Source organism: Streptomyces barringtoniae (assembly GCF_020819595.1).
In the GTDB taxonomy this organism is placed as follows: domain Bacteria; phylum Actinomycetota; class Actinomycetes; order Streptomycetales; family Streptomycetaceae; genus Streptomyces; species Streptomyces barringtoniae.
The window spans coordinates 22,561-42,246 of record NZ_JAJHNP010000005.1 but is presented as its reverse complement, the minus strand read 5'-3'; the positions used below and the strand labels follow the sequence as shown (position 1 = coordinate 42,246).

Annotated in this window: 17 protein-coding genes; 11 read left to right on the top strand and 6 right to left on the bottom strand. The window is 71.7% G+C overall.

What is annotated here, in order from left to right:
- The first annotated feature begins 52 nt into the window (after positions 1-52).
- Positions 53-844, top strand: coding sequence for an SDR family NAD(P)-dependent oxidoreductase (locus tag LMU33_RS09570; RefSeq protein ID WP_228619148.1), 792 nt, complete (start codon positions 53-55; stop codon positions 842-844).
- Positions 845-859: 15 nt separating this feature from the next.
- Here the strand turns inward: LMU33_RS09570 and LMU33_RS09565 are convergent, their stop codons facing one another.
- Positions 860-3,544, bottom strand: coding sequence for an ATP-binding protein (locus LMU33_RS09565; RefSeq protein ID WP_228619147.1), 2,685 nt, complete (start codon positions 3,542-3,544; stop codon positions 860-862).
- Positions 3,545-3,986: 442 nt separating this feature from the next.
- Here LMU33_RS09565 and LMU33_RS09560 point away from each other — a divergent pair, with 442 nt between their 5' ends.
- Entirely contained in the window at positions 3,987-5,054 is a 1,068-nt protein-coding gene (locus LMU33_RS09560) for a DUF2510 domain-containing protein (RefSeq protein WP_228619145.1), read from the top strand.
- Positions 5,055-5,176: 122 nt separating this feature from the next.
- Here LMU33_RS09560 and LMU33_RS09555 read toward each other — a convergent pair whose 3' ends face one another.
- Positions 5,177-5,821, bottom strand: a complete 645-nt coding sequence (locus LMU33_RS09555; protein ID WP_228619144.1) for a TetR/AcrR family transcriptional regulator — start codon at positions 5,819-5,821, stop codon at positions 5,177-5,179.
- 239 nt (positions 5,822-6,060) lie between these two features.
- Between LMU33_RS09555 and LMU33_RS09550 the strand changes: the two genes are divergently transcribed.
- Together LMU33_RS09550 and LMU33_RS09545 are read left to right on the top strand one after the other, a co-directional pair.
- Positions 6,061-6,873 carry a phosphatase PAP2 family protein gene (locus LMU33_RS09550; protein ID WP_228619142.1) on the top strand — a complete coding sequence of 271 codons (813 nt, stop codon included), beginning with the start codon at positions 6,061-6,063 and terminating at the stop codon, positions 6,871-6,873.
- Positions 6,870-7,817, top strand: coding sequence for a DMT family protein (locus tag LMU33_RS09545; RefSeq protein ID WP_228619140.1), 948 nt, complete (start codon positions 6,870-6,872; stop codon positions 7,815-7,817). Before LMU33_RS09550 ends, LMU33_RS09545 begins: the two co-directional genes overlap by 4 nt.
- A gap of 91 nt (positions 7,818-7,908) precedes the next feature.
- On the opposite strand, the gene LMU33_RS09540 is transcribed toward LMU33_RS09545, so the two are convergent.
- Together LMU33_RS09540 and LMU33_RS09535 are read right to left on the bottom strand one after the other, a co-directional pair.
- Positions 7,909-8,775, bottom strand: coding sequence for an LURP-one-related family protein (locus LMU33_RS09540; protein WP_228619139.1), 867 nt, complete (start codon positions 8,773-8,775; stop codon positions 7,909-7,911).
- A gap of 66 nt (positions 8,776-8,841) precedes the next feature.
- Positions 8,842-10,890 (bottom strand): phosphocholine-specific phospholipase C, encoded by a 2,049-nt coding sequence (locus LMU33_RS09535; protein WP_228619137.1) that lies wholly within the window; start codon positions 10,888-10,890, stop codon positions 8,842-8,844.
- A 569-nt stretch (positions 10,891-11,459) separates the two neighbouring features.
- On the opposite strand from LMU33_RS09535, the gene LMU33_RS09530 reads away from it, so the two are divergent.
- The 4 genes from LMU33_RS09530 to LMU33_RS09515 all read left to right on the top strand — a co-directional run bounded on the left by LMU33_RS09530 (position 11,460) and on the right by LMU33_RS09515 (position 15,783).
- Positions 11,460-13,505, top strand: coding sequence for a spermidine synthase (locus tag LMU33_RS09530; RefSeq protein ID WP_228619135.1), 2,046 nt, complete (start codon positions 11,460-11,462; stop codon positions 13,503-13,505).
- Between the two features lie 120 nt (positions 13,506-13,625).
- On the top strand, positions 13,626-14,690 hold the full coding sequence (locus LMU33_RS09525; RefSeq protein WP_228619134.1) for a Rieske 2Fe-2S domain-containing protein: 1,065 nt from the start codon (positions 13,626-13,628) through the stop codon (positions 14,688-14,690).
- Positions 14,687-14,857 (top strand): hypothetical protein, encoded by a 171-nt coding sequence (locus LMU33_RS09520; RefSeq protein ID WP_228619132.1) that lies wholly within the window; start codon positions 14,687-14,689, stop codon positions 14,855-14,857. Before LMU33_RS09525 ends, LMU33_RS09520 begins: the two co-directional genes overlap by 4 nt.
- Positions 14,854-15,783: a PDR/VanB family oxidoreductase gene (locus tag LMU33_RS09515; protein WP_228619130.1), complete on the top strand. Its 930-nt coding sequence runs from the start codon at positions 14,854-14,856 to the stop codon at positions 15,781-15,783. Before LMU33_RS09520 ends, LMU33_RS09515 begins: the two co-directional genes overlap by 4 nt.
- A 246-nt stretch (positions 15,784-16,029) precedes the next feature.
- On the opposite strand, the gene LMU33_RS09510 is transcribed toward LMU33_RS09515, so the two are convergent.
- On the bottom strand, positions 16,030-17,028 hold the full coding sequence (locus LMU33_RS09510; protein WP_228619128.1) for a LacI family DNA-binding transcriptional regulator: 999 nt from the start codon (positions 17,026-17,028) through the stop codon (positions 16,030-16,032).
- Positions 17,029-17,134: 106 nt separating this feature from the next.
- On the bottom strand, positions 17,135-17,806 hold the full coding sequence (locus tag LMU33_RS09505) for an MmyB family transcriptional regulator (RefSeq protein WP_228619127.1): 672 nt from the start codon (positions 17,804-17,806) through the stop codon (positions 17,135-17,137).
- A gap of 240 nt (positions 17,807-18,046) precedes the next feature.
- Here LMU33_RS09505 and LMU33_RS09500 point away from each other — a divergent pair, with 240 nt between their 5' ends.
- From LMU33_RS09500 to LMU33_RS09490, 3 genes are all read left to right on the top strand, one after another.
- Complete coding sequence (locus LMU33_RS09500) at positions 18,047-18,703, top strand: helix-turn-helix domain-containing protein (RefSeq protein ID WP_228619125.1); 657 nt, start codon at positions 18,047-18,049, stop codon at positions 18,701-18,703.
- Between the two features lie 14 nt (positions 18,704-18,717).
- On the top strand, positions 18,718-19,275 hold the full coding sequence (locus LMU33_RS09495; RefSeq protein ID WP_228619124.1) for a toxin-antitoxin system, toxin component: 558 nt from the start codon (positions 18,718-18,720) through the stop codon (positions 19,273-19,275).
- Between the two features lie 179 nt (positions 19,276-19,454).
- Positions 19,455-19,682 (top strand): hypothetical protein, encoded by a 228-nt coding sequence (locus LMU33_RS09490; protein ID WP_228619122.1) that lies wholly within the window; start codon positions 19,455-19,457, stop codon positions 19,680-19,682.
- Positions 19,683-19,686 lie beyond the last annotated feature (4 nt).

Here is a 19,686-nt window from a genome sequence, read left to right as displayed (position 1 = left end):
TAGCTTCGACAGCACCTGCCTCGCGGCGCCGGGCCGTGCCTAGGGTGGAACCATGTCCACCATTCTGATCACCGGCGCCACCTCCGGACTCGGCCGGTACGTGGCCTTCGAACTGGTCCGCTCCGGCCATGTCGTCCTCGCCCACGGCCGTGACCGGGACCGCACCGAGCGGCTGGTCGCGGAGCTGCGCACCGAGGGCGAGGCCGAGGGGTTCGTCGCCGACCTGGCCCGCCTCGCCGAGGTGCGGGGGCTGGGCGCCCGGGTCGCGGAGGCGCGTCCCGGCCTCGACGTGCTGATCAACAACGCGGGGGTGGGCGGCGGCACGCCCGGCTCCGGGCGGGAGCTGAGCGCCGATGGGCACGAGCTGCGGCTCGCCGTGAACCATCTCGCGCCCGTCGTCCTCACGCGGTCCCTGCTGCCGGTCCTGCGGTCCAACGCGCCGGCCCGGATCGTGAACGTCGGCTCGGCCGGCCAGGAGCCTCTCGACTTCTCCGACCCGGAACTCACCCGCAGCTACAGCGGGATGTCGGCGTACTGCCGCAGCAAGTTCGCCCTCGCCGCGCACACCTTCACGCTCGCCGAGGAACTCGCGGACAGCGGGGTGTCGGTGAACGTCCTGCACCCCGCCACCTTCATGGACACGGCGATGGTCCGCGAGAGCGGCATCGCCCCGTGGAACTCGGTCGCCGACGGCGCAGCGGGCGTACTGGCCCTGGCCACCGAGGAGTTGGGCAGCGGCGGCTACTTCGACGGCACCCGGCGGGCCCGGGCGCACGAGGAGGCGTACGACCCGGAGGTCCGCAAGCGTCTGGCGACGGCGACGGAGCAGTTGCTCACGGTGTGAGGCCCGCCGAAGGCGCTACCGCAGCCCGCGTCCCGTCTCCAGCACCTCCCTCGCCTGTGCCGCCAGCCCCTCCGCACCGCACGCCCGGGCGAGGTCCAGGCCCCGGTTGAGTTCCGCCACGGAGCGGGCGGCGATGCCGTACTCGACGCGGGCCGCCGCGTGTTCGTACTGACAGGGTGAGGCCTCCAGATAGGTGACGGCCTGGGCGGCGAGCTGGACCGCGCGCCCGCCGGTCTCCAGGGCGGCGGCGCAGCGCAGGGCCTCGCCGATGGCGGTGTCCGTGCCAAAGCGTTCGGCCTGCCGGCGGGCGTCGGCGGCGAGCTGTGCGGCGCGTGCCGGGTTCTGCTCGGCGAGGGCCTTGGCCAGGTCGACGGACCAGGGCGAGAGGACCGGGTTGTGGCCGCCGCGCGAGGCGGCGATCTTCTCGGCGGCCTCCAGCTCGTGGACGCCCTCCTCGGTGCGGCCGACGGCGAGCAGCAGCCGGCCGCGTACGCAGCGGATGTCCGGCAGCACGATCGTGGAGGGGTAGGGCGGCGCGAAGCCGTACTGCCCGGCGATCGACCAGGCCTCGTCAATACGGCCGCGGGCCAGCAGGGTGTCGACCAGTCCGCAGGTCGCCGACCAGTACAGCGGCAGGCGGCGGCCGACGCGTTCGGCGAGCACCAGTGCCTCGCGCAGCGTGGACTCGGCCTCGCGGAGCCGTCCCTGCCTGCGGTAGGCGAGCCCGAGGAAGGCGTTGGCGAGGGAGAGGTGGCCGCCGCGCCAGCCGGCGCCGGTGTAGACGCGCAGGGCTTCGGCGAAGAGGTTCTCGGCGCGGTCGAGCCGGTCGGCGTAGGCGTACGCGCTGCCGAGCATCATCAGCAGCTCGATGCCCCACTCGGGGTCGGTCCAGCCGAGGCCGGGGGCGAGGCGGCCGTTGACGAGGGCTCGGTCGCACAGTTCGAGCACCTCGTCGGCGCTCTCACCGTGGGTCATGGCGTCGAAGCCGCGCAGGACGAGCAGGGCGCGTTCGGCGTTGTCGCGGCCGGTGCAGGTGCTCGCGAGTTCGGCGAGGCGCCGGGAGCGGGCCGGGGAGACGGTCTCGCCGTGGATGCCCTCCCACATGAACTGCACGGCCTGCAGCCGCATCTTCACGGGGCCGGCTTCGTGCCGGGCGGCCTCGGCCTCGACCGTGCGGACGGCCTCCTCCAGCTGGTCGTTGTGGAGCAGCGCCTGGGAGAGCCGGACCACCGCGTCGACCCGCCGCTCGCCGTCGAGGCCGGGCAGGCCGAGCGCGAACTGGAGGTGGTCGATGGTGACGGAGGGTGCCGTGAGCAGGGTGGCGCAGCCCAGTTCGTACAGGACGTGGGCGTGGACCTCGGGCAGCGGTGGCTCCTGCAGGGCGCGTTCGAGGCAGGTGCGGGCCGCGTCCGGCGCGCCGACGGCGAGGTGTTCGCGGGCGGCCTCGCGCAGCTGCTCGACGAGTTCCTCGTCGCCGTCCGGGTGCACCTTCAGCAGGTGCCGGGCGGACTGGGCGGCGCCGCGTCCCAGCTCGGTGATGATCTGCGCGGCGACGCCGTGCATGGCGGTGCGGACCCCGGAGGGGATGGAGTTGTAGACGGCGCTGGCGATGAGCGGGTGGACGAACTCCAGCTCGCCCCCGTCGCGTTCGCTGCCGTCCGCGGGGTCGGGTTGGGCGAGGATGCGGTGGGTGCAGAGGAGTTCGGCGCAGTGCCGGGCGATGGCGTCGTCCATGGTGGCGAGGCGGGCGACCATGTCGACGGTGATGCCGGTGCCGAGGATGGCGGCCGCCCAGGCGAACTGGGTGGCCTCCAGGCCGAGCCCCTTGAGCCGGTCGACCAGTCCACCGCCGCGGGCGGCGCGGTTGAGGGCGCGCAGTTCGGCGGCCCGGGACTCGACCGGCTGCAGTTCGCTGTCCTGCACCTTGGCGAGGAGTTCGGTGGTCTCGTAGGGGTTGCCCGCGGTGACGGCCCAGACCTCGCGGCAGAACGCGTCGTCGGCATGGCGGCCCAGGGCGGCCCGGGTGAGTCCCGCCGCGGCGTCGGGCGTGAGGGCCCTGAGGTTGTTGACGGGGCGGCCCGCGGCGGCGGCCACCGCGTCGAGGTGGCGGGCGCTGTCGCCGCTCACCTCGCCGGGGCGGCGGGCGACCACGACGAGCACGGAGAGGTCGTCCAGGCGCTCGGCGAACGCGGCGAGCCAGCGCAGGGTCTCCTGATCGGCCCAGTGCGCGTCGTCGATCAGCAGCACCAGCGGCCACTCGCGGCGGGCGAGCCGGCGCACCGCGGCGACGAGTCCGTCGCACACGTACTGCGGGTCGGCGCTGCCCTCCTGCGGGTCGACTATGCCGAGGGCGGGTCCGGCGATGTCGTACCAGTCGCCGAGGTACTCGCGGGCCTCCTCGGGCAGTAACGACAGCAGGGCGGGCTGGAGCAGCTGCCGTACGACGTTGAACGGGACCGTCCGCAGGGTCTCCGCGCCGCGCGCGGACCACACGGCGCAGCCGCGGCGCTCGGCAATGCGGCGTGTCTCGGCCAGCAGTGCGGTCTTGCCGAATCCCGCCTCGCCGCGGAAGACCAGCAGACTGCCCGCGGACGACTGGTCGGCGCACAGGAGGTCGAGTGCCTGTGCGACGGTGGCGATCTCCGCGTCCCGCTCCCACAGGGAAGCCGAGGCGGCCGCCGGCGGCCGTCCCTCCGTCATCCCGTTACCTCCCCAGGTCGCCCGAATGACGTACAGAGCATGAGCGTAGCCGTCCGGTGGGACGTGTGGTGGCCGGTCGGGGCAGCTGTTGCCCCGGCGGGTGAAAGTGGGTGCGGGCAGGCGACGCGCACCCGGCCCGAACAGCCGGTCAGCAGCGGACGGAGCGTCAACATCGGCTGGTGCCAGCCTGGTTGCCGGCTCACGTGTGCCCGCACGGGCATCGGGGGGATCACCTGCCCGACCGCACCGGACGGGACGGGCTTCGCCGCCGGGCCGGGCCGCCGGCGGCGGCGGTCCGCCGGCTGGGCGTCGTGACGGGGCGGTGAGCGGTGGCCGTGCCGGAGGAGTGAGAAAAAAAATCCCCGCGCCGATATGTCCCGTACGCTCGATTGGCGACGGATCCTCTCATCACACTTTCACTGTCGCCTCATACGGTGGGGTCATGACGCAGGTGACTCCCCCCGGGTGGTACCCCGACCCCGGGCAGACGAACGACGGCCCGCCCACCGAGCGCTGGTGGGACGGCAAGGCCTGGACGGACCAGACCCGCCCCGCCGGGACGGCCGCCACGTGGGGTCCCCCGACACAGCCGCCGCCGGCCGGCGGCCCGCACCCGGCGGCCCCCGCGGCTCCCCCCGCCTACGGCGCGCAGCCCGGATATCCGGTCTATCCGGGCTACCCCGCCCCGCCTCAGCCCCGGTCCCGGCGCGGCCTGCGCACGGGCATAGCCGTCGCGGCGGCGACCGCGGTCCTGGCGAGCATCGCGGTCGGCGTGTGGGCCCTGGCCGAGAATCCCGGCGGCGGCGCCGACCGGGCCGGGTCGCAGCAGGGCGCCACGGGTGGACAGGACGGCGGTCAGGGCGGGCCGGGCGGCGGCTCGGGGGGCCCGGGGGGTTCGGGCGGCTTCGGCGGTCAGGGCGGGTCCGGTGGATCCGGTGGGGCCTCGCCGTCGCCGGGCCAGTCCGAGGCGCCCAAGGTGAAGGGCGGCGGCACGGTGCCGGACCCGGTCAACGGCATCAGCCTGCCGGTGCCGACGGGGTGGACCGGCCAGACGATCAGCGTCGGCGCGCAGGTCACCTCCGACGACTCCTACAAGTGCCCGGGCAACTCCGCCCAGACCTGCACCTCGGGCGGCGCCTACTCGGCTCCCGCCCAGGCGCTGGACATCAAGGGCGACACGGCCGAGCAGGTCGCCAAGGCGGACATCGCGGCCAACGCCAAGCAGTCGTACGGCGGCACCACCTACGGCAGCATCACCTCGCACCAGGTGCTGGGCTCGGGCGCGGTGACGGTGGCCGGACAGAAGGGGTACATGGTGCGCTGGAAGGCGGTCACCAGCAAGGGCGCCGACGGCTATGTCGAGTCGGTCGCCTTCCCCTCGCCCGACGACGCCAAGCAGATCGTGGTGGTGCGCTTCGGCATCGACGTCGGGCAGAAGACGGCCGTCATCGACGAGATCCTCAAGGGGATCAAGGTGTCGTCCGGCGACGGGAACGGCCAGGACGTCTGATCCACGGCCGCCGGGACAAGAGTGCGGCCGGGTGGGGCTCCCCTCCGCTCAAGAGGAGCCCCACCCGGCCGGGGGGTGCGCGCCGCCCCCGTCCCCACGGTGCGGCGCCTGCAGGTCACCGTTCAGTCATCCCGTGAACGGCAGCCTGGGTCTTGGGTCAGCCCGAGCGCGGGCAGCACGGTGGCCTCCACGAACCGGGTGAGATAGTCGCTGTCGGCGTACTGGCCACTGAGCACGGGCCGCACGCGCAGCACGCCGAACATCATGGCGGGGATGTACTCCAGCGCCGGATGGTCGGCCCGGACCTCGCCCCGGGCGACGCCCCGCGCGAGCATCTCCTGCAGCGCGGCGATCTCCGGGTACACGAGCGCCTCGCGCAGCGCCTGGGCGAGTTGGTGGTCCGCCGTCACCGCGTGCCCGAGCGCGTGCAGCAGCCTGGTGTCCTTGCCGGACCATTCCCCCGCGGCCTGCGCGGCCTGGCGCAGGTCCTCGGCGAGCGATCCGGTGTCGATGCCGGCGAACCGCACCCGGCGGTTGGCGCGCAGCGCGGCCGCGACGAACTGGGGCTTGGTCTTCCACTGCCGGTAGAGGGTGGACTTGCTGCACCGGGTGCTGGCGGCGACGCCCTCCATGGTGACGGACTCGTAACCGCATTCGCGGATCTGCTCCAGCACGGCGTCGAAGAACTCCCGCTCACGCTCCGGCGTGATCTTGGAGCGGCGCGAGGCGGCGACCATGTCCGGTCCGTCCGCGGCCTGCGACGTCATGCGGTGCTTCCCCTCACTCGTGTCCGGCTGGGCCATTGGCGCACACCCGCTCAAGTCTCGCTTTAGCGGCACGGCCGACCCTGTCTCCAGTGTGTCGTACATCAACCGATACGCAAGTGTACCGGTACACGAGCGTATCGGTACACTGGCGTATCGGTACGATGACGTATCGATGAGTTCCGGCCGGGGGCGGGGCTCGTCACCATCACACGCACCACCGTCAGCGAAGGGGCCGGGGGATGAATGCCCGAACCGAGCCTGCAGAGGCATCAGCGGAGCCGCCGGACGCTCCCGCGCGCCCGGCACTCATACGTGAGCTTCTGCTGGTCGCGGGGCTCTTCCTCGTCTACAAGCTCGGCCGGCAACTGGCCACCGGACACACCGCGAACGCCTTCCGCAACGCCCACCGCGTGTGGCACCTGGAGCGGGCGCTGGATCTCCCCCGCGAGAACGACGTGCAGTCCGCACTGCTGCACGGCGACACCCTCGTCCACCTGGCGAACACCTACTACGCCACCGTCCACTTCCCGGCGACGCTGGCCTTCCTGGTCTGGCTGTACCTCAGACGGCCCGTGCACTACGTGTGGGCCCGCCGGGTCCTCGCGGTCGTCACCGCGGCCGCGCTGGTGCTGCCGTTCACCTTCCCGCTGGCCCCGCCCCGGATGCTGACCGGCACCGGTCTGGTGGACACCGCCCGCCGGTTCGGCCCGTCCGTGTACGGCCCGCCGTCCAGCGACCATCTGTCCAACCAGTTCGCGGCGATGCCGTCGCTGCACTTCGGCTGGGCGCTGATGGTGGCGATCGGCCTGATCGCGGCCACCCGCTCCCGGTGGCGCCGGCTGTGGCTACTGCACCCGCTGATCACCCTGCTGGTGATCGTGGGCACGGCGAACCACTACTGGCTCGACGCGGTCGTCGCGACGGCCATGCTCGGCGTCGCCCTCACGGTGATCCGTCCGCCGCGCGGGACGGCCGGGACGACCGGCCCGGCGGGACGCGGCGCCGGCCGGCTCGCGCCGCGCGAGCACGTCCTGGCGGGAGCGGGCCGATGAGCGCCGCCGCAGTGATCGCCGTCGCCCTCTCGCTCGTCTCGGCGATCGCCTACGCGCTGGCCGCCGTCGCCCAGGAACGCCTCGCCGCCCGTACCGCCGGCACCGGCCTGCTGCGACTGCTCGGCACCGGCGCCTGGTGGTCGGCGGTCGGCCTCAACGCCGCCGCCGCCCTGCTGCACGTCATCGCCCTCAAGTACGGCCCGCTCACCCTCGTCCAGCCGCTCGGCGCACTCACCCTGGTGGCGGCGGTACCGCTCGGCGCACGGGCGGCGGGGCGCCGGGTCAGCGCGGTGGAGTGGCGCGGTACGGCGCTGACGCTGCTCGGGCTCGCCGCGCTGCTCGTCACCGCTTCCGGTCCGGCGCCCGCAAGGGTGCTGTCGCTGACCGAGGCACTGGCCGTCGCCGGTACGACCGCCGCCGCGATCGGCATGCTCTCCTGGCCCGGCGCCCGGCCGGGCCTCAGGCACGCGACGGCGTCCGGCTTCGCCTCCGGTGTCGCCTCGGCGCTGACCCAGACGGTAACGGTGGCGGCCACGGACCGCACGGCCCCGGTGCTGAGCACCGAGGTCATCGTGGTCGCCGTACTCGTCGCCGCGTTCGCCGTCGGCGGGCTGCTGCTGTCCCAGACCGCCTACCGCGGCGGCCTCGGCGCGCCGCTGGCCCTGGTCACCCTCGCCAACCCGGTCGCCGCCGCGGTCATCGGCCTCACCATGCTGGGCCAGGGCCTCCACGGCGGCCCGGCCGGCGTCCTGCTGGCGCTCGCCGGAGCGGGCCTGGCCTCCTGGGGTGTGGTCCTGCTCACCCGGGTCACGCCCGGGCCGGTGCCCGAGGACGACGACCACCCCGTGGCCGCCGTACTGGCCCTCCGGCCGGACACGGCGACCGCCGAACCGGCCCTGGTGCCACGGCAGCCGGAACAGCCCGGACACCTCACGGCACTGTGAGGACACACAGCGGCGGCCGGTGCCCGCGAACCGCGCGCACCGGCCGCCGTCGCCGTGCTCCTCGTGCCTTTTCTCCCCCGTCGGGGGCTGCTCAGTTCCAGCCCCGCGAGTCCTGCTTGAGCGCGGTGTCGACGGTCAGGGCCGTCGCCACCACGAGGCTCAGCAGCGGCTCGGGCAGCTGGTAGTGGATCTGCAGGACGTAGTTGTCCGCGGTCGTGAAGAGCGTCTTGGCGAGGCCCTCCCAGGTCTTGGTGATCCGGGCGACCTCGTTGTCCGCGTGGTCGACGATCGCGAAGTTCCACGCCCGCCAGTTCTCCGCCTTGATCGCGCCGACCTGCTGGCCGTTGGCGTTCATCGCGAAGTTGATCTTCCCGATCATGTTCTGCTGGACGATCTCGCCGACCTGCGACCCGTCCGGACGCGACACGATCACGCGGGACTTGAAGAACTTCGCCGGCCGGGTCAGCAGCAGCTGCGGCTGGCCGTACGCGTCGCGGATCTCCAACTTGTGGGTCATGAACTGGTCGAGGCTGGAGACGAAGCGCAGGATCTTCTTCAGCGCGCCCTGCCCGACCTCCATGACCGAGCCGATGTCCCGGCCGTTCTGATCCATGACCTTGTACTCGTTGGTCACCTCGATCAGCTTGGCCTTCTGGTTCACGACCAGGACGGGCTCGGTGAAGAGGGTGCCGCCGCCGGGGCCGCCGGCCGCGACCCCGGCCTGCTGCTGCACCTGGCGCTGCACCTTGGGGTCCATGCCCTGCGCCTGCGGGGCGCCGTACTGCTGCGGAGCGGCCTGCTGCTGGGGAACGGCCTGCTGATGCGGAACCTGACCGGCGGGCTGCTGCGCCGGGTTGGTGTGCTGGGTCCACTGCGAGCCGTCCCAGTAGCGAAGCGTCTGCGGCGCTCCGTGCGGATCCGGGTACCAGCCTGCCGGAGTGTTCGATTGCGTGGTCACCGGGGCACACTACCCTGATATGACCGGTACCTGACCAGTCCGCACGGAGCGGTGTTCATCGCCCGTTCACTCCGCTGCGATCGCCGGGTCGCTGACGCCGGGGTGGCCGTTCTCGACATGGCCGGCGAAGCCGCGCAGGAAGGCCGGGTCGGCCTCGCAGGTGACCGTCACGTCGTACCAGCGCTTGCTGGCCGTGAGGTCCACGGTGTGCCTGACGGTCGCGCCGGGACGCACGGTGACGGTGGCCGGGTGGCCGCCGTAGCCGTTCGTCACCTTCAGCTTCACCGTGCCGGAACCCTTGTTGGTGAAGGTGAGTTCCAGGGCGTCGCCCACGTGCCGCGCGCTCGCCTCCGGTCCCGCGGCCTTGCCCCTGCCCTTGAAGACGCGCAGGAAACCGTTGGGGCCGTGCACGGTGAGATCGTGCACGCCACCGGAGTAGGCCGAGTTCCAGGTGTCCGAGAGGGACTTGCCGGCCGTGGTGGTGTAGGTCCAGGGGCCGTCGGTGCGGTTGCCGGAGGTCACCAGGAAGGCGGCGCCCGCGTGCGCCCCCGAGGCGAACGCGAGTGTGAAGGTGCCGGCCGCGGTGTCCGCGGAACCGTCCACCACCGGGACGTACTTCAGCGGGCGGGTGGGCCGGTGGCCGCGCTCCTGCTTGGGCGGGGCCGGGTTGGCGGGCGGCTTGGGCACGTAGTCGGGGTGCCGGTTGTGGTCGGGCGGCTCATAGGCGGTGGTGGACGGCAGCGCGACCGGCTTGGTGTCCTTGCGGGAGAAGTCGAAGGCGCTCGTCAGGTCGCCGACGACGGCACGGCGCCAGGGGGAGATGTTCGGCTCCTGTACACCGAAGCGACGCTCGATGAACCGGACGATCGAGGTGTGGTCGAAGGTCTCGGAGCAGACGTAACCGCCCTTGCTCCACGGGGAGACGACCAGCATCGGCACCCGCTGGCCGAGCCCGTAGGGGCCGGCGGCGTGGCTCGCGTCGCCCTTGTACAGGTCGAGGGAGGCGTCCACGGTCGACTTTCCCTGGGCGCCGGAGGCCGGCGGGAAGGGCGGTATGACGTGGTCGAAGAAGCCGTCGTTCTCGTCGTAGGTGATGAACAGCGCGGTCCTGCCCCACACCTCGGGGTTGGAGGTGAGGGCGTCGAGGACCTGGGAGACGTACCAGGCGCCGTAGTTGGCGGGCCAGTTGGGATGTTCGGTGAAGGCCTCCGGGGCGACGATCCAGGAGACCTGCGGCAGCTTGCCCGCCTTCACGTCGGCCTTCAGCTGGTCGAAGAAGCCCTCGCCCTTGCGCGCGTCGGTGCCGGTGCGGGCCTTGTCGTACAGCGGGTCGCCGGGCTGGGCGCTGCGGTACTGGTTGAAGTAGAGCAGGGCGTTGTCGCCGTAGTTGCCGCGGTAGGCGTCGTCGATCCAGCCCCAGCCGCCGTTCGCGTCGAGGCCGTCGCCGACGTCCTGGTAGATCTTCCAGGAGACCCCGGCCTTCTCCAGGCGCTCGGGGTACGTCGTCCAGCCGTAGCCCTTCTCGTCGTTGCCGAGCACCGGGCCGCCCCCCTGGCCGTCGTTGCCGACGTACCCGGTCCACATGTAGTAGCGGTTCGGGTCGGTCGAGCCCATGAACGAGCAGTGGTAGGCGTCGCAGATGGTGAAGGCATCCGCGAGGGCGTAGTGGAACGGTATGTCGTCGCGGGTCAGGTGCGCCATGGTCGTGGTGCCCTTGGCCGGCACCCACTTGTCGTACTTGCCCCCGTTGAAGGCGGCATGCGTGTCCTGCCAGCCGTGCGGCAGGTCCTGGATGAACGCGAGGCCCAGGTCGTCGGCGTCCGGGTGGAAGGGCAGGATGTCCTTGGTCCCGTCGGACTGCTTCCAGACCGACCGGCCGTTCTGCGTGACGGAACGGGGGTCGCCGAAACCGCGGACGCCGCGGAGCGTGCCGAAGTAGTGGTCGAAGGATCGGTTCTCCTGCATGAGGACGACGATGTGCTCGACGTCCTTGACCGTCCCGGTGCGATGGAGCGCGGGCAGGGCGGCGGCGCGCTGGATGCTGCTGGACAGCGCGGTGAACGCCGTGGTGGCGCCCGCGAGTTGGAGGAAACGGCGCCGGTTGACTTCGGCCATGGGTCTGAGGGTCCTCTCGTCCTGACGTACGTGACGCCACTCAAATGACGGAATCTGCGCGGAGCGAGTGTTCCAAGAGCAACAAACGTCAGGGAAGGGCCCGGTGGCGCCTGCGTGAAAGTCGATGGTCCGTGTGGTGCCGTCAACCGGTCGTGGTGACCGCGCGCGCCGCACAGGATCCGGGCGCGACGGATTCCGTCGGCCGTCTCGCGGGCCGCGTTCGCACGAAGACCGCCGCCCCGGCCCGAGCCGGCCGACGGCTCACCGGCCTTTGCGTCAACTGCCGCCCCTCGCCCACGAACGCGCCCAGCCCGGGTCCGGGAAGGCTTGTGTCAGACGGAAGTTCGCGTTGCGGCGGGCGGGGTCCGCGACCGGCTCGCGGACCACCGCAGGAGCGCACGCCACCACCGGTTGGCCGATTCCCGCCATCCCCGCCGAACGGCGCGGTGACGACCAGTGGGCCGCCGAACGACAGAAGCTGCCCCCGTATCACCGGCACAAATGGTTCATTTTCGAATCAGACTCCCCCGGGATGCGAAATCAGACCGAAGACGGCACCGTAAATACACATGAAGCTGACTGGAACCGGACAATTCCACCCGGTACGCTGGAGGCTACTGCTGGCCAGCGCCACCATGCTCTTCGTCGAGCTAGCGCTGATCAGGTGGGCGGGCGCCAACGTAGTCCATCTCAGCTACTTTTCGAACTTCATCCTTCTGGGTTCGTTTCTCGGCATCGGGATCGGGTTCCTCATCCCCGCCACGCGCGGGCAGTGGATCATACGCTGGGCACCGGTGCCGCTCGCGGTTCTCGTCGTCCTGGTGCGCGCGTTTCCGGTGCAGGTGCGCCAGAGCAGTCCACAGATCATCTACTTCACGTCCGTGAAGACCACCGGCTTTCCCGAGTGGGTGACGCTGCCTGTCATCTTCCTGCTCACCGCGGTGATCATGACCGCGATCGGCAAGATCACCGCGGACCTCTTCCGCCGGCTTCCCTCGCTCGACGCCTACCGCTACGACCTGCTCGGCAGCCTCACCGGCTCGGCGTCCTTCGCCCTGCTCTCCTGGCTACGGGCTCCATCGGTCGTGTGGGGCGTGCTCGCCGCCGCGGCCCTGCTGGTCCTCGGCGGACGACGCAACATCCTGAGGTACTCCGTCCCGCTCACGGCGATGGTCGCAGCACTGTTCGTGGAGACGACGACGGTCGGCATCTCCTGGTCGCCCTACTACAAGATCCAGGTCAAACCGTTGTCACCCACCGTCCCGGAGTACACCATCTCCGCCAACGGCGTCCCGCACCAGGCGATCGTGCCGCTTTCGGTACTGATGCAAGCAGGCTCACCCTATCGGCAGGCGTACGACCAGACCCCCGCCAATCCGCACAAGCGCGTGCTCGTCATCGGAGCCGGCAACGGCAATGACGTCGCCGTCGCGCTGGCGCACGGAGCGCAGCGCGTGGACGCGGTCGAGATCGATCCCCGACTGCAGCAGATCGGTGCACAGCTGCACCCCGCCAAGCCGTACGCCGACCCCAGGGTGCACGTCCACATCAACGACGGACGGGCTTTCCTGGAACGGACGAACACCAAGTACGACCTCGTCGTCCTCGCGCTGCCCGACTCGCTGACGCTGGTGGCCGGGGCGAGCAATCTGCGCCTGGAGAGCTACCTGTTCACGCAGCAGGCGTTCGAGGCTGCGCGCGATCACCTGACGCCGCACGGTGCCTTCGCCATGTACAACTACTACCGGACGAGCTGGCTGGTCGACCGCTTCGCCGGCTCCCTCAACGACATCTACCGCCATGCGCCGTGCGCGACGACGTTCGCCGCGAACGCGGCCGTCCTGGTGGCCGGCATGACGACCGCCGACCAGTCGTGCACGCAGACCTGGCGGCCCAGCGGCGTCGTCCCGGCGGCCGCCAGCGACGACCACCCTTTCCCGTATCTGCTGCACCGTGACATTCCCACGCTCTACCTGGGCGTGCTGGGCGGGATCCTGCTGGTGACGCTCGTGTCGGTGCGCCTGACCGGGGTCCACATCCGCAGGACGCTCCGCTACACAGACATGTTCCTGATGGGCGCAGCCTTCATGTTGCTCGAAACGAAGAACGTGATCGGCTTCGCGCTCTACTTCGGTACGACCTGGCTGGTCAACGCCCTGGTCTTCATCGGCGTCCTGCTCGCCGTCCTCGGGGCGGTCGAGACCCGGCGCCGGCTGCGGCGGGTCAACCTGCTGCCGCTGCAGCTACTGCTCTTCGGCACCCTTGCGGCAGCCTGGCTCGTCCCGGCGCACGTCGTGCTCTCGCTGCCCTTCCCCGGACGCCTCGCCGCCGCCATCGCCCTGGCCTTCGCCCCCATCTTCTGTGCCAACCTGATCTTCTCGGACCGCCTCGCGCTCGCCCCTGATCCGGCATCCGCGTTCGGCGCGAACCTGCTGGGCGCCCTGACCGGGGGTGTGCTCGAATACCTCGCCCTGGTGACGGGCTATCAGGCACTGCTGCTGGTCGTTGCCCTGCTGTACCTGGGTGCGTGCGTCGTCATGCGGTTCACCGGGCGCAGGCCGGACGCGCAGTCGACGTCCGCGCCGGACGGCATGGTGGCCGTCAACAACCAGTAGCCGCGCGCCGCCGCCGTGCGGCAGTCTCCAACGCCTCTTCCGCGAGGCAGAAGTCGTGTTGCGCTCCTGCGACGCCCGTCTTGACGATGTCGCCATCATCCAGAGACGGGAGCCGCCCGCATGCCGCACATGACTGCTTTTGCCAGGAACCGGTGGTACGTCGCCGCCTACGGCGCGGAGCTCGGGCGCGCGTTGCTCGGCCGGACCATCCTCGGCGAGCCGCTCGTCCTCTACCGTGCCGAGGAGGACGGCACCCCGGTCGCCCTGCACGACCGGTGCGTCCACCGCCGCTACCCGCTCTCCTCCAGCGGCCTGGACGGCGACCGGATCGTCTGCGGTTACCACGGTTTCACCTACGACCGCGCCGGCGCCTGCGTGTACGTACCGGGCCAGAAACGCATCCCGCGCACCGCGCGCGTCGCCTCCTACCCGGTGGTGGAGCAGGACTCGCTCGTCTGGGTGTGGATCGGCGACCCGGCACTCGCCGACCCGCAGACCATCCCGCGGGCCCGGCACCTGGACTCCCCCGGCTGGACCACCGTGCGCGGCATGGAGCCGATCGACGCCGACTACGGCCTGCTCGTCGACAACCTCCTCGACCTGTCCCACGAGACGTATCTGCACGGCGGTTACATCGGCACCCCCGAGGTCGCCGAGACGCCCATCATCACCGAGGTGGACGAGGGCGCGGGCGTGGTCCGGGTCAGCCGGCACATGGACGACGCCGAGTGCCCGCCGTTCTACGCCCGTTCGACCGGCATCGAGGGCCGGATCACCCGCTGGCAGGACATCGAGTACCACGCGCCCTGCCTGTATCTGCTGCACAGCCGGATCGCGCCGGCGGGCGTCGTACCGGAACCGGACGGCAGCGACCCGCACGGCTTCCACACCGAGATCACCTACGCCATCACACCGTCCGCCGACGGCAAGGTGTACGACTTCTGGGCGGTGTCCCGGGACTGGGCGACCGAGGACGCCGAGGTCACCGAGTTCCTGCGGGCCAACAACCACACCGTCGTCATGCAGGACGTGGACGCGCTCAACCTGCTGCAGCGCACCCTCGGCACCGAACGCACCGGCTACCAGGAGCTGAGCATCAACATCGACACCGGCGGCCTGGCCGCGCGCCGCATCCTGGCGCGGCTGGTCGAGGAGGGCGACAAGCCGGTCGAGAGGGTCCGGTGAGCCCCGGCACCGGCGAGGTCTACCGGATCGACTGGCTGCCGGGCACGGACCTGCTGCACGGCACCTGCCACTGCGGTGCGCAGCACACCGCCGAGGACCCGGTGCTGATGTGGGAGTGGATGCTGGCGCATCCCGAAGGACACGGCAGCGAAGAGGCCGTACGGTGACCGAACTCGAACTCGCCGTGGAAAAAAGGGAGTTCGCCGCTGACGGCGTGCTGGCGCTGGCCTTGCGCGATCCGCTGGGCCGGGAGCTGCCCTCCTGGGAGCCCGGCGCCCATGTGGATCTGCTCCTCGGGCCGGGGCTGGAGCGGCAGTACTCGCTGTGCGGGGATCCGGCGGACCGGTCGGCATGGCGGATCGCGGTGCTGCGCGAACCCGCCGGGCGGGGAGGGTCGGCCCGGGTGCACGAGCAGGTGGGCGAGGGCACGAGGGTACGGCTGCGCGGGCCGCGCAACCACTTCCGGCTTGAGCCCGCGCCCCGCTACCGCTTCATCGCGGGCGGCATCGGCATCACCCCGATCCTGCCGATGCTCGCGGCCGCCGAACAGGCGGGCGCCGACTGGAGGTTGCTCTACGGCGGACGCACCCGCTCGTCCATGGCGTTCACGGACGAGCTGACATGCTACGGCGACCGGGTCACCCTCGCCCCGCAGGACGAGACCGGCCTGCTGGACCTGGGCCCGGTGCTGGACGGCCTGCCCGAGGGCACCCTGGTGTACTGCTGCGGTCCGGGGCCGCTGCTGGACGCCGTCGAGGAGCGCTGCCCGGCCGGGGTGCTCCGGGTGGAGCGGTTCCGGCCGAGGGACCAACAGACGGGCGGTTCCGAGCAGTTCGAGGTCGTGCTCGCCCGCAGCGGCCGTACCGTCACCGTCCCTGCGGAGGTGTCCGTGCTGGACGCGGTGCGGGCCGCCGGGGTCGAGGTGCTGTACTCCTGCACCGAGGGGACGTGCGGCACCTGCGAGACGGACGTGCTGGAGGGCGCCCCGGATCACCGGGACTCGGTCCTCACCGAGGAGGAGCGGTCGGCGGGTGACACGATGATGATCTGCGTGTCCCGGTGCCGGGGCGCCCGTCTGGTGCTGGATCTGTGACGCGGTCCTGAATCAGGACGTCCGGTACGCCTCCACCTCACTGAACTGCCCGGCCGGCCAACCGGTGTTGGCGCTGACGGTGAGGCGGAGGTACCGCAGGTTCGTGCTGCTCGGCAGGGAGACGGTGGCCGTGTTGCCGGTGGCCGGGTCGAATCGGTAGCCCTGGGAGCCCAGGACGCAAGGTATCGCGCGAAGTCTGTAATTACTTGACAGCAGGATGGATCTTCGGGATCGCAGCCGGGAAGCTCAGTCGCGCGGGGCTTGCGCGGTGGATCCGCGCACCACCAGCTCGGGCTCGAACAGCAGCTCCTCGGCGGGTACGGCGGTGCCGCCGATCTGCGCGTTCAGCAGTTCGACGGCCGCGCGCCCCATGGCCTCGATGGGCTGGCGGACGGTGGTGAGCGGGGGCTCGGTGCAGTTCATGAACGCCGAGTCGTCGTAGCCGACGACCGAGATCCGCCCCGGCACGTCGTATCCCTTGCGGCGCGCGGCCCTGACCGCGCCGAGCGCGAGCGGGTCGCTGGCGCAGATGATGCCGGTGACACCTCGGTCGATGAGCCGGGACGCGGCGGCGTGACCGCCCTCGACGGAGAAGATCGCCCGGGCGACGAACTCCTCCGGCAGTTCGCCGGCGATCGCCCGCGCGGCGGCCAGTTTGCGCGCCGAGGGCACGTGGTCGCCCGGGCCGAGGACCAGCCCGATGCGCTCGTGGCCGAGGGAGGCAAGATGCCGCCACGCCTGTTCGACGGCGACGGCGTCGTCACAGGACACGCCCGGGAAGCCGAGGTGTTCGATGGCCGCGTTGACCAGCACGACGGGGATGTTGCGCTCGGCGAGCAGCCGGTAGTGGTCGTGCGGCGCGTCCGCCTGCGCGTACAGGCCGCCGGCGAAGACCACGCCGGAGACCTGCTGCTGCAGCAGCAGTTCGACGTAGTCCGCCTCCGAGACCCCGCCCTTGGTCTGCGTGCACAGCACCGGGGTGAGTCCGAGCTGGGCCAGCGCGCCGCCGATGACCTCGGCGAACGCCGGGAAGATGGGGTTCTGCAGCTCCGGCAGCACCAGTCCGACGAGCCGGGCGCGTTCACCGCGCAGCTGCGTGGGGCGCTCGTAACCGAGGACGTCGAGAGCCGTCAGCACCGCCTGCCGGGTGGCGTCGGAGACCCCGGGTTTGCCGTTGAGCACCCGGCTGACGGTCGCTTCGCTGACGCCGACCTTCTTCGCCACTTCCGCAAGTCGTCGTGTCATGCGCGCAAGAGTAGCGCAAGGTATGCAAACGGCTTGCGCAAGGGAGGCGGGCACGAGGGGGTTCCGACCCGGCGCCGCCGGCGACCTGAACGCCGGCGGTGCCGGGTCAGTTCTCGGGGGCCGGGACGACCGCCAGATGGGCCGCCGCGCCCCGCGGCCGGCGCGGACGGCGTACCGGCGCGGCGGGCCGGCGGTTCTCGCGCAGGACCATCGAAAGGCGCCGGTAACCGAGGCCGCCCAGGACCTCCGGGGTCTCCTCGACGATGCGGCACTCGGTGGGACCACGCCGCGGGTCGGGGTGGAGCAGCAGCCGGACGGCCCCGTCCAGCCGGGTCGCGCGCTCGCCGACGGCGTGGATCCAGTGCGGCAGGCCCTGCCGGTAGGCGGCCTCCATGAGCGGGTCCTGGGCGATGTCGCGGCGGACGGCCTGGAGCTCGTGGTCGTGACCGTACGTCTCCAGGGCGGCCTTGAGGTGGGCCAGCATCGGCAGGCACCAGCCCTGTTCGTGCTCGCCGAGGACGTCGGCCGCGTCCGGATGGAACAGCACGAACCGCAGGAAGTTGTCCCCGGGCATGGCCGTCGCCTGCCGGCGCACGCCGCGGAAAAGTGTCTCGAACGCACCGTTGGCCATGACGACGTCCCAGCGGTGGTCGACGACCAGGGACGGGCAGGCGAGGGACTCCAGCAGTACGGCGTAGTCCTGGAGGTACGCCTGGGTCTCGCAGGTCTCGGGGACGGGCCGCGGTGCCGGCCGCTGCCCTCCTGCCTGATGTGCCATCGGGAGGTCACCCCTCTTGCCTCTGCGGCCTTCACGCGGCTCTGCGATCCTGCGGCCCGCGACAAGACCGTGTCAACTATCGTGGCATTTTGTGCTCGTTGACGGCTGAAATTCGCCACAGTTGTGGCGACACCTGGATGTGAGTTCGAGACACCCGCTACTCTCCGGGAAGTTCACGGCGATCGCTCGTGAGAAGCACGGACGCATCTGAAGCCCTCGAGAGACGTAGGAGTTCTGTCGGTGACGGATGGCTACGAGGATCCGGGCGCCACGGCGACCGCCCAGCTGCCGGCCGTCGTCGCCCGCGTCACCGCGCTCGCCGACCGGCTCGGCGTGCCGCACACCGAGGTCTTCGACGTCGGGCGGCTCTCCGTGGCCTGCGGGGTCCCGGAGCCGGTGGTCAAGGCCCTGCTCGCCGGCCGGCCCGCCGGCGAACCGGACGTGCAGGCACGCTTCCTGCAGCGCCTGGGCCTGTTGCGGCGCACTCGGCTGAAACCGAACGGCCGCAAGTACACCCAGCAGGAGATCGCCGACGGCGCGGGCATGTCCCGGCAGCAGGCCGGCGCCCTCATCAACGGCGACCGGCGGCCGACCATGGAGCACTGCGACGCGCTGCAGCGTTTCTTCCGGGTGCACGCCGGCTTCCTCACCGCGGAGGACCCCGAGGCGCTGGCGGGTGCGCTGCAGCGCACCCAGCAGGAGCTGCTGACGAAGCTCGCCGACCGGGAGCGGGCCGCCGCCGGGGCCGAGGAGGATCCGCTGGAGCGGCTGCTGCAGGACCACGGGGTGCGCGGAATAGCCTGGCGGGCCGCACAGTTGCCCACCGACCAGCACCGGGACAAGGTCGCGGAGTGGCTCGACATGCTCCTGGAGAGCGTCAAACGGCCCGAGTCGTGAGCCGGGGGAGGACTGTGGGCATCGGCAGGGACATGCGCCGGCTGTGCAACGAGCTGGTGGGCGGTCTTGCGCTGCCCGCGCCGGTGCCGCCGCGGGAGCTGTACGGCGCGCTGTGCGAGGCGATGAGCCGCCGCCGGGGCCGCCCGGTGCACTTCCGTGCGGCCGCCTTCCCGACGGGCACGGCGAGCGGTCTGTGGCTGGACCTGACCGACCGCGATCTCGTCGTCGTGGAGGAACGCACCGCGCCCGACCACCAGTTGGTGATCCTGGGCCACGAGCTGTGGCACATGCAGGCCGACCACCGCGGTCACCATGTCGGCGGGGTGGGCGTGGCCACGCGGCTGCTGCACGACGACACCGACCAGGAGGCGCTCCAGGCCACGGTGCAGCGGGTCGCGGCCCGGACCCGTTTCGACCTCGCCGAGGAGCGGGACGCCGAGACCTTCGGGCTGCTGCTGGCCAGCAAGTGCCGCACCTGGCTCACCGGTTCGGTCCTGCGCGGCCCGGTGCAGCGCGACGACGTGGCTGGGCGCATCGAGGCGTCCCTGGGGTATCCGGGGACTCAGGGCTGACGCCGAGGCGGGGCCGCAGGGCCGGCCTGGGGCCGTACGGCGCAGGGCGAAAGGATTCGGCCTCGGCTGAGCGGGCGAACCGGGACGCGACCGAACGGCGTTGTCAGTGGTGGGCGGCAAGCTGGAGAGGTGCGCCGCAGCGCGCGCGACCGTGACGCCTACTCGGGGAGAGCCGACCGATGCCCACCGCCGTACTGACCGACCGTGAGCGCACCGCCGTACAGGCCTACCTGCGGCTGCTGCACACCGTGCGCGCCGCCTTCGACGGGCCACCGGACGCCGGCCGGCCCGCCGTGGTGCCGCCCGCCGTGCTGGCCGAGGCGGAGCAGGCTCTGACGCGCGCGGGCCTCACGGGCAACGAGGAGCAGTTCTTCCGCCTGCTGCGCGACTGGTGCCCACCGGCCTGACCGC

Bases quoted from the DNA above. Each gene is read 5' to 3' on its own strand.
- LMU33_RS09570 (WP_228619148.1), top strand. From the start codon at position 53: ATGTCCACCATTCTGATCACCGGCGCCACCTCCGGACTCGGCCGGTAC.
- LMU33_RS09565 (WP_228619147.1), bottom strand. From the start codon at position 3,544: ATGACGGAGGGACGGCCGCCGGCGGCCGCCTCGGCTTCCCTGTGGGAG.
- LMU33_RS09560 (WP_228619145.1), top strand. From the start codon at position 3,987: ATGACGCAGGTGACTCCCCCCGGGTGGTACCCCGACCCCGGGCAGACG.
- LMU33_RS09555 (WP_228619144.1), bottom strand. From the start codon at position 5,821: ATGACGTCGCAGGCCGCGGACGGACCGGACATGGTCGCCGCCTCGCGC.
- LMU33_RS09550 (WP_228619142.1), top strand. From the start codon at position 6,061: ATGAATGCCCGAACCGAGCCTGCAGAGGCATCAGCGGAGCCGCCGGAC.
- LMU33_RS09545 (WP_228619140.1), top strand. From the start codon at position 6,870: ATGAGCGCCGCCGCAGTGATCGCCGTCGCCCTCTCGCTCGTCTCGGCG.
- LMU33_RS09535 (WP_228619137.1), bottom strand. From the start codon at position 10,890: ATGGCCGAAGTCAACCGGCGCCGTTTCCTCCAACTCGCGGGCGCCACC.
- LMU33_RS09530 (WP_228619135.1), top strand. From the start codon at position 11,460: ATGAAGCTGACTGGAACCGGACAATTCCACCCGGTACGCTGGAGGCTA.
- LMU33_RS09525 (WP_228619134.1), top strand. From the start codon at position 13,626: ATGCCGCACATGACTGCTTTTGCCAGGAACCGGTGGTACGTCGCCGCC.
- LMU33_RS09510 (WP_228619128.1), bottom strand. From the start codon at position 17,028: ATGACACGACGACTTGCGGAAGTGGCGAAGAAGGTCGGCGTCAGCGAA.
- LMU33_RS09505 (WP_228619127.1), bottom strand. From the start codon at position 17,806: ATGGCACATCAGGCAGGAGGGCAGCGGCCGGCACCGCGGCCCGTCCCC.
- LMU33_RS09490 (WP_228619122.1), top strand. From the start codon at position 19,455: ATGCCCACCGCCGTACTGACCGACCGTGAGCGCACCGCCGTACAGGCC.